Annotated in this window: 13 protein-coding genes; 6 read left to right on the top strand and 7 right to left on the bottom strand. The window is 69.2% G+C overall.

What is annotated here, in order from left to right:
* Window positions 1-3: 3 nt before the first annotated feature.
* The 5 genes from LVQ62_RS05505 to LVQ62_RS05485 form a co-directional block, all read right to left on the bottom strand.
* The gene (locus LVQ62_RS05505; protein WP_179483152.1) at window positions 4-993 is read right to left on the bottom strand and encodes a DnaJ C-terminal domain-containing protein; all 990 of its coding nucleotides are present in this window, start codon (window positions 991-993) and stop codon (window positions 4-6) included.
* 117 nt (window positions 994-1,110) lie between these two features.
* Window positions 1,111-1,848, bottom strand: a complete 738-nt coding sequence (locus tag LVQ62_RS05500; RefSeq protein WP_233766146.1) for a nucleotide exchange factor GrpE — start codon at window positions 1,846-1,848, stop codon at window positions 1,111-1,113.
* A complete protein-coding gene (gene dnaK / locus LVQ62_RS05495) occupies window positions 1,845-3,734 on the bottom strand; it encodes a molecular chaperone DnaK (protein WP_233766132.1) in 1,890 nt (629 codons plus the stop codon). Before dnaK ends, LVQ62_RS05500 begins: the two co-directional genes overlap by 4 nt.
* A 306-nt stretch (window positions 3,735-4,040) precedes the next feature.
* Window positions 4,041-5,276 (bottom strand): cysteine desulfurase-like protein, encoded by a 1,236-nt coding sequence (locus LVQ62_RS05490; protein WP_233766130.1) that lies wholly within the window; start codon window positions 5,274-5,276, stop codon window positions 4,041-4,043.
* Between the two features lie 47 nt (window positions 5,277-5,323).
* On the bottom strand, window positions 5,324-5,797 hold the full coding sequence (locus LVQ62_RS05485) for an iron chaperone (RefSeq protein ID WP_233766128.1): 474 nt from the start codon (window positions 5,795-5,797) through the stop codon (window positions 5,324-5,326).
* A gap of 232 nt (window positions 5,798-6,029) precedes the next feature.
* On the opposite strand from LVQ62_RS05485, the gene LVQ62_RS05480 reads away from it, so the two are divergent.
* From LVQ62_RS05480 to LVQ62_RS05465, 4 genes are all read left to right on the top strand, one after another.
* A complete protein-coding gene (locus LVQ62_RS05480; protein WP_233766126.1) occupies window positions 6,030-6,485 on the top strand; it encodes a nuclear transport factor 2 family protein in 456 nt (151 codons plus the stop codon).
* 14 nt (window positions 6,486-6,499) lie between these two features.
* Window positions 6,500-7,351, top strand: a complete 852-nt coding sequence (locus LVQ62_RS05475; RefSeq protein WP_233766124.1) for an epoxide hydrolase family protein — start codon at window positions 6,500-6,502, stop codon at window positions 7,349-7,351.
* On the top strand, window positions 7,288-7,659 hold the full coding sequence (locus tag LVQ62_RS05470; RefSeq protein ID WP_233766110.1) for a hypothetical protein: 372 nt from the start codon (window positions 7,288-7,290) through the stop codon (window positions 7,657-7,659). The genes LVQ62_RS05475 and LVQ62_RS05470 overlap by 64 nt, the downstream gene beginning before the upstream one ends.
* A gap of 96 nt (window positions 7,660-7,755) precedes the next feature.
* Entirely contained in the window at window positions 7,756-8,190 is a 435-nt protein-coding gene (locus tag LVQ62_RS05465; protein WP_179483159.1) for a VOC family protein, read from the top strand.
* A 21-nt stretch (window positions 8,191-8,211) separates the two neighbouring features.
* Here LVQ62_RS05465 and LVQ62_RS05460 read toward each other — a convergent pair whose 3' ends face one another.
* Window positions 8,212-9,066, bottom strand: coding sequence for a PRC and DUF2382 domain-containing protein (locus LVQ62_RS05460; RefSeq protein ID WP_233766099.1), 855 nt, complete (start codon window positions 9,064-9,066; stop codon window positions 8,212-8,214).
* Window positions 9,067-9,220: 154 nt separating this feature from the next.
* On the opposite strand from LVQ62_RS05460, the gene LVQ62_RS05455 reads away from it, so the two are divergent.
* On the top strand, window positions 9,221-10,318 hold the full coding sequence (locus LVQ62_RS05455; RefSeq protein ID WP_233766097.1) for a hypothetical protein: 1,098 nt from the start codon (window positions 9,221-9,223) through the stop codon (window positions 10,316-10,318).
* A gap of 12 nt (window positions 10,319-10,330) precedes the next feature.
* Here the strand turns inward: LVQ62_RS05455 and LVQ62_RS05450 are convergent, their stop codons facing one another.
* Window positions 10,331-10,903 carry a hypothetical protein gene (locus LVQ62_RS05450; protein WP_233766095.1) on the bottom strand — a complete coding sequence of 191 codons (573 nt, stop codon included), beginning with the start codon at window positions 10,901-10,903 and terminating at the stop codon, window positions 10,331-10,333.
* A gap of 132 nt (window positions 10,904-11,035) precedes the next feature.
* Between LVQ62_RS05450 and LVQ62_RS05445 the strand changes: the two genes are divergently transcribed.
* Window positions 11,036-12,601, top strand: coding sequence for a nucleobase:cation symporter-2 family protein (locus LVQ62_RS05445; protein ID WP_233766093.1), 1,566 nt, complete (start codon window positions 11,036-11,038; stop codon window positions 12,599-12,601).
* Window positions 12,602-12,632: the final 31 nt, after the last annotated feature.

Here is a 12,632-nt window from a genome sequence, read left to right as displayed (position 1 = left end):
CGGTTAAGCGCGGGCCTTCGCGAACAGCTCCGCGCGCGGGTCGCCGTCGGCGTCCGTGGCGAGCGTCTCGATGGCGGCCCGGGTCTCGTCGGTGAGCGTGGTCGGTACGACGACCGAGACCGTGGCGATCAGGTCCCCGGTCGTGGACGAGGTCTTCACGCCGCGGCCCTTGACCCGCAGCTTGCGGCCGGACGGCGTCCCTGCGGCGACCTTGACCTTCACCGGTGCCCCTTCGAGCGTCGGCACGGAGACCGTGGCGCCCAGCGCCGCCTCGGCGAACGTGACCGGCAGGTCCACGGTCAGGTTGTTGCCGTCCCGGCCGAAGACCGGGTGCGGCTCGACGGTGACCCGCAGCAGCAGGTCCCCGGCGCCCGCCTCACCGGGCTGGCCCTTGCCGCGCAGCCGGATCGTCTGGCCGTCCTTCACCCCGGCGGGGATGCGCGTCTTGATGGTCGCGCCGTCCGCCGCCTGCAGCGAGACGGTCTGGCCCTCGGCCGCGGACCGGAAGCTGAGCGTCGTACGCGCCTCGAGGTCGGCTCCGCGGCTGGGTGCGCCGAAGCCGCCGTACCCGCCACCGCCGAACGGCGATCCACCCCCACCGAACCGGCCCAGGATGTCGTCGAGGTTGATCTGCTGGCCCCCGGCGCCACCACCCGAGGTGCGGGCACCGCCGAACTGGGAGAAGAGGTCCTCGAAGCCGCCCGCGCCGCCACCGGGCATCCCGCCCGGGCCGCCGGCCGTGAAGCGCGCGCCGCCACCGACCATCTGACGCAGCTGGTCGTACTCCTTGCGCCGATCGGGGTCGGACAGCACCGAGTTGGCCTCGCCGATGTCCTTGAACTTCTGCTCCGCCGCGGTGTCACCGGGGTTCTGGTCCGGGTGCCACGTGCGCGCCAGCTTGCGGTAGGCCTTCTTGATCTCCGCGTCCGACGCGTCCTGCGAGACGCCGAGAATCGCGTAGAAATCCTTCTCCAGCCAGTCCTGACTCGCCATCCTCAGCGCTCTCCTTCCGTTGTCTGCTTCACCGAGCGGAGGGGTCCGGTCCCGAGTGGAGGGGTCGTGACCCCTCCGCCCGAGTGTGGACCCCTCCGCTCGACGGGGTGGGTGTTACTACGTCGGGTCGGCGACGGCGACCCGGGCCGGCCGGACGACGCGGTCGCCGATCCGGTAACCGGGCTGCATCACCTGGACGACGGTGGTGGCCGTGGTGCCGTCCGGAAGGTCGGCCTCCACGTTCATCAACGCCTCGTGCTGTGCGGGATCGAACGCCTCACCGGGCTCGCCGAAGCGCTCCAGGCCGTGTCGGCCCAGGGTCGTCTCCAGCTTGTCGGCGATCTTCTCGAACGGCGTGCCCGCCAGGTCACCGTGCTCACGCGCCAGGTGGAAGTCGTCGAGCACGGGCAGCAGGGACTCCACGATCCGCGCGGTCTGCGCGTCCCGCTGGGTCTCGCGGTCCCGGTCGACCCGGCGCTTGTAGTTGACGTACTCCGCCTGCACCCGTCGGACGTCCTCCAGCCGCTCCCGGGCGAGCACCGTGTCAGGGTGCTCGTCGGTCAGGGACGAGGCGTCGTCCGGCACGACGAACGACGGGTCCGTCGGCACGCCGGCGTCCTGCGGGGACGACGGCTGCTTGCCGCCGGGCAGGTCGTCTCCGACCGCGCCGCCGAAGGCGCTGTCGCCGCCGGCAGTCTCTTCCGAGTCATTACTCACTGAATCTCCCTGCGCTTGCTGACCGCCCCGCACCTCCCCCGTCTTCGGGTCGAAGCGACGCTTGTCGCGGATGACGACCGGCTCGTCCGGTCCGTCCTCCTTGCCGGAGGACGGACCCGGACGGTCCTGGTCGGTCACTTGGTCTCCTCGTCGTCGACGACCTCGGCGTCCACGACGTCGTCGTCGGCGCTGCCCGCACCGTCGGCGGCACCCGTGGCACCGGCGCCCTCGGCTCCGGTCGCACCGTCGGCGCCCTCGTCCTGCGACGCGGCGTACATGGCCGCACCCATCTTCTGGGAGACCTCGGAGACCTTGGCACTCTTGGCCGAGATGTCCTCAGCGGAGGCGTACTCGTCCTTCAGCGCGGCCTTGAGTGCGTCGTTGGCCTCGGTGACCTCGGTCTTGGTCTCGGCCGGGATCTTGTCGTCGTTGTCGGCGAGGAACTTTTCGGTGGAGTAGACCAGCTGCTCCGCGGTGTTGCGGGCCTCGGTCTCTTCACGCCGCTTCTTGTCCTCGGCGGCGTGCTCCTCGGCCTCCTTGACCATCCGCTCGATGTCCTCCTTCGGCAGGGCGGACCCACCGGAGATGGTCATCGACTGCTCCTTGTTGGTGCCGCGGTCCTTGGCGGACACGTGCACGATGCCGTTGGCGTCGATGTCGAAGGTGACCTCGATCTGTGGCACGCCACGCGGGGCGGGAGCGATGCCGGACAGCTCGAAGTTGCCGAGCGGCTTGTTGGCCTTCGCGATCTCGCGCTCGCCCTGGTAGACCTGGATCTCCACCGACGGCTGGTTGTCCTCAGCGGTGCTGAAGACCTCCGAGCGCTTGGTCGGGATCGCGGTGTTGCGCTCGATGAGCTTGGTGAACAGCCCACCCTTGGTCTCGATGCCGAGGGACAGCGGCGTCACGTCGATGAGCAGGACGTCCTTGCGGTCGCCCTTCAGCACACCGGCCTGCAGCGCCGCGCCGACCGCGACGACCTCGTCGGGGTTGACGGTCTTGTTCGGCTCCTTGCCGCCGGTCAGGTCCTTCACGACGCTGGCCACGGCCGGCATACGCGTCGAACCACCCACGAGGACAACGTGGTTGATGTCGGAGATGGAGACCCCGGCGTCCTTGATGACGTTGTTGAACGGCGCCTTGGTGCGCTCCAGCAGGTCCTTGGTCATCTGCTCGAACTGCGCGCGGGTGATGGTCTCGTCCAGGTGGATGGGGCCGTTCTCGCCCATGCTCAGGTACTGCAGCGAGACGTTGGTGCTGGTCGAGGAGGAGAGCTCCTTCTTGGCCTGCTCCGCCGCGTCACGCAGCCGCTGCATGGCGATCTTGTCCTTGGCCAGGTCGACACCGGTGGTGTTCTTCACCGTGGTGAGCAGGTGCTCGACGATGCGCTGGTCCCAGTCGTCGCCACCGAGCTTGTTGTCACCGCTGGTCGCACGGACCTGGATGGTGGAGAAGCCGTCCTCGGGGTCCTTGCCGACCTCCAGGAGGGACACGTCGAACGTGCCGCCACCGAGGTCGAAGACCAGGATGAGCTCGTCCTCCTTGCCCTTGTCCAGACCGTAGGCGAGCGCGGCGGCGGTCGGCTCGTTGACGATGCGCAGCACGTTGAGGCCCGCGATCTCACCGGCCTCCTTGGTGGCCTGACGCTCGGCGTCGTCGAAGTACGCCGGCACGGTGATGACCGCGTCGGTGACGTCCTCGCCCAGGTAGGACTCCGCGTCCCGCTTCAGCTTCTGCAGGATGCGCGCGGAGATCTCCTGCGGCGTGTAGGTCTTGCCGTCGATCTCGGTGGACCAGTCGGTCCCCATGTGGCGCTTGACCGACCGGATGGTCCGGTCGACGTTGGTGACGGCCTGGCGCTTGGCGATCTCGCCGACCAGCACGTCGCCGTTCTTGGCGAACGCGACGACGGACGGCGTCGTACGCCCGCCCTCGGCGTTCGCGATGATCTCCGGGTCGTTGCCCTCCAGGACGGCGACCGCGGAGTTGGTGGTGCCCAGGTCGATACCTACCGCACGTGCCATGTTCGGTGCTCCTTGTTGCTCGGTGCGACCGGCTCTTCCCGCGGTCGCGGTTTCGTCTGATGCGCCGGGTGCCCGGCGAGCGCTCAGCCCACCGGCTCCGATGGGTTGACTGCCCCTGACTCAACTCCGCGGTGGCCCCTCTTGTCAACTCGGGGCTGCGTTAAGTTGCGTCTACTTGACTCAACCCTTCGGAGCGGCGTGATGTTCCCGCTGCATGGCCCGTTCTGACGGGTGTTCCAGATGTCGGTTTCGGGGGGGTCGGTGGGTCCGCGGACCGTCTGAAACAGACATCTCGCCTGTCAACGATCAGCCGGCGGTCGAGGTCCCCGATGCGAGGTAGCCGGTGATGCCGTCGACGAGCCGGTCGACGTCGTTCTCGTCGTTGTACGGCGCCACCCCGATCCGCAGGCCGCCGGCGGCGCCGAGCCCGAGGTGGTGCGAGGCCTCCCACGCGTAGAACGAACCCGCCGGTGCGCTCACGCCGAGACCGGCCAGGTGGGTGCTGATCGATGCGCAGTCGTGGCCGTCGACGGTGACCAGGAGCGTCGGCGTGCGCCGTGCGGCCCGCGAGTGGATCGCGACGCCGGGCAGCTCGCTCAACGCGCTCTCGAGGATGCCCCGCAGGCGGTCCTCGTGCAGCTCCATCGCGTGGGTGCTGCGCGCCAGCACCTTGCGTCGGCTGCCCTCACCGGGCACCGCACCGGCGATGAAGTCGACCGCGGCCGTCGTGCCCGCCATCAACTCGTACGGCAGCGTGCCCAGCTCGAACCGCTCGGGCACTCGGTCCGCCGAGGGCAGCAGCTTGTCCGGCAGCAGCCCCGCCAGCAGGTCGGCCCGGCCGGTCAGCGCGCCGCAGTGCGGGCCGAAGAACTTGTACGGCGAGCACGCGAAGAAGTCCGCGCCCAGGGCCTCGACGTCCACGAACGAGTGCGCGGCGTAGTGCACCCCGTCGACGAACAGCAGCGCTCCTGCAGCGTGCACCAGGGCGGCGATCGCGGGGATGTCCGGCATCGTCCCGATCAGGTTCGACGCGGCCGTCACCGCCACCAGCCGGGTGCGCGAGGTGAGCAGCGCGCCGACGGTGTCGGGTTCGAGTTCCCCTGTGAGAGTGTCGAACTCGGCCCAACGCACCGTCACTCCCGCGGCGCCGGCCGCGAGGACCCACGGGCGGATGTTGGCATCGTGGTCCAGGCGGCTGACGACGATCTCGTCACCGGGCGACCAGGTGGCCGCCAGGGTGCGGGCCATCTCGAACGTCAGGGCGGTCATGCTGCGCCCGAAGATGACGGTGTCGCCCGGCACCCCCATCAGGTCACCCAACGCGGCGCGGCACTCCTGCACCACCCGGTCGGCCCGGCGCTCGGGGCCGGTGTTCGTGCCGCGGTTGGAGATGTCGCTGAGCATGGTCCCGGCGACGGCGTGGCCGACCACGTCCGGCGTCTGCGATCCGCCGGGCCCGTCGAAGTGCGCGGTGCCCTCTCGCAGCGACGGGAAGTGCGCGCGCAGGGCGGAGAGGTCGAGGTCTGTCGTCGTGGTCGTCACATCGCCACGCTAGCGAGCCACCTCCGCGCGCTGCCCGCGCCGGGCGGTCACTGACGCGTCGCGCGTTCGATGAGCTCGGTGAACTGCTTGATGTCGGAGTCGGTCAACCGGGTGACCGCGTACTCCGTCGGCCAGACGTTGCCGGCGTCGAGGGTCGCGACGTCGCTGAACCCGACGGTTGCGTAGCGCGCGCCGAACTTCTCGGCCGGCTTGAAGAAGCAGATCACCTTGCCGTCCCGCGCGTACGCCGGCATGCCGTACCAGGTCTTGGAGTCCAGGTCGGGGGCCACGTCGGCGACGATCGCGTGGATCCGTTCGGCGAGCGACCGGTCGTCCGGGCCCATCTCGGCGATCTTGTCCAGGCAGGCCTGTGCCTCCTCCGCCTTCTTCTTGCCACCGCGCCCGCTGGATCGCAGCTCGTCGGCGCGCTCCTTCATGGCCGCGCGCTCGGCGGCGGTGAAACCGGACGCAGCCCCCTTGGTCGAGTCGGTCTTCTTCGTCGCTGCGGTCGTGTCGGCCATGCCGGCTCTCCTCGAATGTCGTTGTGATGGTGACGAACACGCTACTCAGCATCGATGACGCTGCTTCTCGATTCCTGACCGATTCGACATCCCGGCCGACGCGGGTCGACGGTGGCGAGCGCGGCAGCAGCGCGAGCGCCCGGCGCGAGGGAGGAGTCGGCGATCGCGTCGGACGGAGACGATCGCGGGCACCGTTCCTCCCGCGGTTGACGGCAGCGGCTAGTTTCGAGACATGTCGAGCACCGCCGGGACCGCCCCCGGGGATCTGGAAGCGATCGACGAGATCGTCCGGGTCTACTTCGACGCGTTCACGTCGGGCCCGGACGTGGTGACCCGCCTGGCACGGATGCGAACCTTCCTGCTGCCCGAGGCGGTGATCGTGCGGACCTGCGGCATGACACCGGCCGTCTACGACGTCGAGGGCTTCATCGCTCCGCGACGCGAACTGCTGACGAGCGGCGCGTTGGTGGACTTCCGGGAATGGGAGGTGTCCGGCCGCACCGAGATCTTCGGTGACATCGCGCAGCGGTGGAGCACCTACGCCAAGGCCGGTGTGCAGCAGGGTGTTCCGTTCACCGGTCGTGGAGCGAAGACGCTGCAGTTCGTGCGGACACCGGACGGTTGGCGGATCAGCGCGGCCGCGTGGGACGACGAGCGAGACGGGCTCCGGCTCGACGAGGAGAAGTGACCGTGGATGCGAAAGTGACACTCGCACCGACCTCCGTGCGCTTCGATCCCGCTGTCATGACGGACCTGCGGGACCGGCTCGATCGCACCCGACGAAGCCCCGTGCCCGACGAGGACTGGGTCCGCGGCGTTCCCAGCTCGTGGCTGGACGGCCTCCTCGCCGCATGGCGCGATCTGGACGTGACCTCGCTGCAGGAGCGCCTCGCGCAGGTGCGACAACTGCGCGCCGACATCGACGGTCGCGGGGTGCACGTGGTCATCGCAGAAGGTCGTGGACCGGACCCGTTGCCGTTGCTGCTGTGCAACGGGTGGCCCAGCTCGTTCCTGGAGTACCTCGAAGTCCTTCCCCTGCTGACCGACCCGGGCGCGCGCGGCGGCGACCCGGCAGACGCGTTCACGGTCGTCGCGCCCGCCCTGCCCGGTTTCGGTCTCTCCGACCCGCCGCCACCGGGCGGATCGGGTCAGGCGCAGACCGCGCAGCTGTGGCACGACCTGATGAGCTCGGGTCTCGGGCACCGCCAGTACGTCGCGCACGGCAGCGACCTCGGCGCCGGGGTCGTCATGCAGCTGGCACGTGCGCACCCGGACGCGGTCGCCGGCATCCACCTGGCGACACCGGGCCTGCCCCTTGCGGCGAAACCGTGGACGGAGGCCGAGGCGGACTATGCGCGCGCCGTGGACTCGTGGACGGCCGCCGAAGGCAGCTACGCCCACCAGCACGCCACCAAGCCGAACACCGTCGCCGCCGCGCTGCAGGACTCACCGGCGGGCTTGGCCGCGTGGATCGCGGAGAAGATCGTGGCGTGGAGCCCGCAGACGGACGCCGGCGACACGAATTCCCAAGAGACCTTCTGCTCGCGACCCTGACCCTCTACTGGGCGACCGGCAGCATCGGCTCCTCGATGCTGCCCTACTGGAACTTCATGCACGGCGGCCGCGTCCTGCCCGACCCGGAGCAGCGGCCCGCGGTTCCGACGGCCGTCACCAACTTCGGCGGCGAGCGCATCCCGTTGCCGCCTGCGCCGAGGGACCTCGCGGAGAGATACGTCGAGGTGTCCGACTGGCGCGAGTACGAGAGCGGTGGACACTTCCCCGCGGCCTGCGAACCACAGCTCTTCGCCGAGACCCTGCGCTCGGTGTTCCGCCCGGCGCGCACAGTCGCCAACCCGTCCTGAGTTTTGCCGAAGCTCGTACCTCAGCAGGGCGATGCGCGAGAGTGGTCGGCAGGGACACCCCTCCCACGAACTCACCCACCCACTCCAGGAGCACTCATGGCCATCGTCTCGTCCGACGGATTCGCCCACGTCCGACTGACCGTCACCGACATCGCACGCTCGAAGGCCTTCTACACGCAGGTCTTCGGCTGGCCGATCGCCGCGGACCAGTCGGACCGGGTGGACGAGCCTGGTGTGCGCGAATCCCCCGAGCAGATCTACGGCGGGACCATCTTCTCGACCCCCTCGGGTGCGCTTCTCGGCCTGCGTCCGGTCGCCGCCGTGGGTGACACCTTCGACTCCGACCGCACCGGGCTGGACCACGTCAGCTTCATGGTCGCCTCGCGGGCCGACCTCGACTCGGCACGGGACGCCCTGGACGCGTTGGGAGCACCTCACGGCGAGGTCAACGAGCTCACCGATTTCGGCTTGGCGATCCTGTCCTTCTCCGACCCCGACGGCATGCACCTGGAGCTGACGGCGAAACTCTGAGTTCCGGACCCGGCGACGGCGTCAGTCGGCGTCGTCGCCGGCGAGGAACTCGCGCCGTACGTTCTCGCTGACCTGCTGATCGACGGTGACCGTGCGCACGCCGATGCGCACGGTCTCCACCGGTCGGCTCTGCATGATCACCACCGGCACCTCCTCGTGCAGCACGAGGACCCGAGGCGTGTCCGCGAGCGGGTGGACACCCAGACTCCCGTCCGCGCCACCGTCGGCCTCCGCGCCGCGCTCGGTCGCCGGCTCGTGCTCGACGACCAACTCCTCGCGACGAACGGCGACCGTGATCGTGCGCTCCTCGGTCACGACACGGGTGGTGATGCGTGTCCTGCCGGATACGCGTACGCGCGTTCCGACCACGAGACGCTCCTCCAGGCACGTGGTGTCCACAGGTGCGACGTCGTCCCCGTCCGGAGCCGGGGGGCCCGGCAGCCGGGCGCGTTTCACACCGTCGAGGGGCGTCTTGTCCTCGCCGACCGAGTCCACCTGCCCGGCCTCAGGTCTCACATCTCCCGCGCGGGCGAACAGATCCTGTTCGTCCGCATCATCCAGATCGTCGTACTCCACTCCGTAGTGGTCGTAGAGGCGACGCTCCTGATCGACGTCCAGGTGCTCGCCGGGCGCGAGTCTCGGCGCGCGCGAGATCTGATCGTGGGTGTAGGGGAAGGCGATCTCGCCGTCGTCGACCCACGCCTCGTGCAGCGGCACGAACTGCGCGCCCGACCCCGACGCTGTCGCGACCGCGACCCAGGTCGGCGTACCAGTGCGGTCGTCGAGGTAGACCTCGCCGACCTCACCCACGACGTGGCCGTCCCGATCGACGGCATCCCTGCCGCCCCATGTCTGCACGTCATCATCAGTGATCATCGGCCGCCGGTCCTCTATAACGTTCGCGCGAGCCGCCTTGCCGGCGACCCGTATTCACCTCATCCGTCACACCGTCAACACGCAGTGCGACGGTCTCCTAAATATGATGCGCGCAAGGTGCCGTCGGGGTCCTTCGAATCCTTATCTTCGAAAGATGCCTGCCAACGAAGACGGAGTGACCCGCCGCGGCGCGCTGGCCTTGGCCGGTGCCGGTGCGCTCACCGCAGCCGGTACGCCGGCCGCACTCGCCGCCAGCACGAGGCTGCGCGGGCGCGAGGCCCCGAAGGTCGCGGACCCGGGGATCTGGCACGGCGACCTCTGGTATCCGTACGTCGCCAACGGCACGGTCTTCACCCGGAGCGTCGCCGCCATGCCGCTGGCGACGAACTCCGCGGCGATGGCGGCGCGGATGCCGAACCTGACCCAGAACTCCTACGGCGTGGTCACCTCGCTCAACACCACGTCGTACAACATCCCGACCTACGTCGTGGACTCGACGATCGCCGGCTGCCCGTTCACCACGATGACCGCCAGCAACGCCTCCGCGGGGAGCACCTTGGCGGCCCATGTGAACGGCCGGATCCCGTTGCCGCCGTACGCGACTCCCGCAGGTGGCGGTGACAGCTCGATGGCCGTCTACGACCGCGGCACCGGCATCATGCGCGAGTACTTCCTGTGCCGCAAGCAGTCCGACGGCACCTGGACGGCGGCGACGGGCGGTTACTACGTCGCCGCGCCGCGCTTCACCAACCTGCCTACCGCCAACTACTCGATGGAGCTGACCGAGGGTTCGTCGGCGGTCGTGGCGATGCTCAACCCGCTGATGCAGGTCGGGATCAGCGAGGCTCGCAACGGCGTGATCGGCCACGCGCTCGACTTCACGATCACGAACGCGCGCAGCGGCGTGGTCTCGTGGCCGGCCAAGCAGTCCGACGGCACCGACTCCAACGTGGACACGCCCGCCGAGGGCCAGTGGTTCAGGTTCCCGCCGACCCTCAATCTGGACACGCTCGGCCTCCGGCCGTTCACGCTGCTGCTGGCACGGGCCGCTCAGAAGTACGGCGGGATGGCGGGCGACAAGAACCTGTTCTGCCACGCGTTCAACGTGGAGCACCCGGCCACGGAGATCCAACGCACCGGCAGCAACCCCTGGGCGACCGACATCCTGGCCAAGTACGGCTCCCTCGACGTCAACGACTTCCCGTGGGCGCACACCCAGTGGGCGCCGGTCGGGTGGGGCAAGCCCGCCTGACCGGCTCGAGCCTCACCCCTCGGTCTGCCAGCCGGGGTGTTCGCGCCCCAGCACCACCCGCAGGTCGCGCCAGCCGGCCGCATCCGCAGTACGCAGCGGGAGGAGTCCCGCGGGCCGCCCGCCCGCGAGGCGGTAGCCCCACTGGAAGCCGCCGAGCGGTTGCAGGCGACGCGTGCGGCTGACATCGGGCAGTTGCACCAGGAACGTGTCCGCACTCCAGGTCACGTCCCGATCGCCGGGGTTGGCGGGGGCGTCCATGAACGTCGGCAGGTAACCGAAAGCGCAGAACGGCGCCATCCAGTCGACCGCATCGACCGCCCGGTGGATCTCGCCGCGCTCGAGCCGCTGGGTCACCAGCTGCACCCACCCGAAGACCCCCGCCGGCCCGACGACGTCCAGGTGGACCGATGCCGTGACGACCGGGAAACCCTGCAGCGCAACAGGTTCCACGTCGGGCAACAGGCGAGTGTGGCCGGACGCGACGGGATCCTGGTTGCGGTGCACGCCGACCTCGATCGACCCCTCCAGGCCGTGCGAAGTGAACGGCACGGTCAGTCGGGCGCCGGTGACCTCGTAGTCGCTCACGGGCTCAGCGTAGGCAGTGGCGTTGCCGGCCCGTTATCGGAAAGGAACGCCGTCGAAACACGCTGCCGCCATAGTCTCGTAGGTCTCACTTCACGCCCGACCCAGAGGTTGCCGCAGCGGAAAGAGGAACCGATGTCGATACGGACGACGCAGAAGACGGTGGACCCGGTCGACGAGGTGCTGCCCGCGCCGCGCCTGATCGTGCTCGGCCTGCAGCACCTGTTCATCATGTACGCCGGCGCGGTCGCCGTGCCGATCATCGTCGGCGCCGCCCTGGGGCTCGGCAGGACCGACATCGCGATCCTGATCAATGCCGACCTTCTGGTGTCCGGCATCGCGACGATCATCCAGTCCGTCGGCATCTCCAAGATCCTCGGTGTCCGGCTGCCGGTGGTGGCCGGAGCGACGTTCACCGTGCTGAACCCGATGATCATCATCGCCACCCAGTACGGCACCAAACCCGGCGCGGACGGTCACATCAAAGGCCTGCAGGTCGTGTACGGCGCGATGCTCGTCGCCGGCGTCTTCGCGCTGATCATCGCCAAGCCGTTCTCGATGCTGGTGCGCTTCTTCCCGCCGCTCGTGACGGGCACCGTGATCGCCGTCATCGGTCTGTCGCTGATCGGCGCGGACGCCTCGCTGATCACCGGCAAGAACCCGACGACGCTGCCGTTCGGCGGTAACGGGGCCGGCATCACCGTCACCGACAAGGCCGAGGGCTTCACGGCCACGACCAAGGCGGGGTCCCAGGTCGTCGTACAGAACGGTGACTACGGCAAGGTCTCCCACATCCTGCTGGCCGGTCTCGTGGTGCTCGTGATCGTGCTCATCTCTCGCTTCTTCAAGGGCTTCATCGGCCAGATCGCCGTGCTGCTCGGCGTCATCGTCGGCACGCTGGTCGCGTGGCCGATGGGCCTGCTCGACTTCTCCAGCGTCGGATCCGCCGACTGGGCAGGGGTGTCCGAACCGTTCCACTTCGGGCCGCCGCAGTTCGCCGCGGCCGCGATCGTGTCGATGTGCATCGTGATGCTGGTGACCTACACCGAGTCCACCGCCGACATGCTGGCGGTGTCTGAGATGGTCGACCGGCCGCTGTCCACCAACGACGTGGCGCGCGGCCTCGCGACCGACGGGTTGTCCGCCGTGCTGGCGGGGTTCATGAACTCCTTCCCGGACACGGCGTACGCCGAGAACGTCGGCCTGGTGGAGATCACGAAGATCAAGAGCCGCTGGGTGGTCGCGGTCTGCGGTGGGTTCCTGGTGCTCCTCGGCCTGATCCCCAAGATGGGCGAGCTGGTCGCGGCACTGCCCGGGCCGGTCATCGGCGGCGCCGGCACGGTGATGTTCGCGATGGTCACCGCGGTCGGCATCCGCACGCTGGCGAAGGTGTCGTTCGTGGACAACCAGAATCTGCTGATCATCGCGGTGTCGTTGTCGATCGGACTGCTGCCGGTCATCGCACCGGACTTCTACCGCAACTTCCCCGACGGATTCCAGACCATCTTCGGCTCGGCCATCACCTCCACGGTGATCGTGGTCTTCGTGCTCAACCTGATCTTCAACGAGTTCGGCGCGGGCGGGAAGGGACGCGAGAACGACCTGACCGGTGCCGCGGTCGACGCCGGCGCGATCAGCAACCAACCGGAGGACGGCGAGCCGTTGCGGCCCTTCGACGAGGACGACGGCGTACGCCGCTGAGCTCTCGGTTGTCAGCGGATCCGTGGTGCCG

The sequence above is a fragment of the Allobranchiibius sp. GilTou73 genome (assembly GCF_021391335.1).
GTDB classification, from domain to species: Bacteria; Actinomycetota; Actinomycetes; order Actinomycetales; family Dermatophilaceae; genus Allobranchiibius; species Allobranchiibius huperziae.
This window is presented reverse-complemented; position numbering and strand designations above follow the sequence as displayed.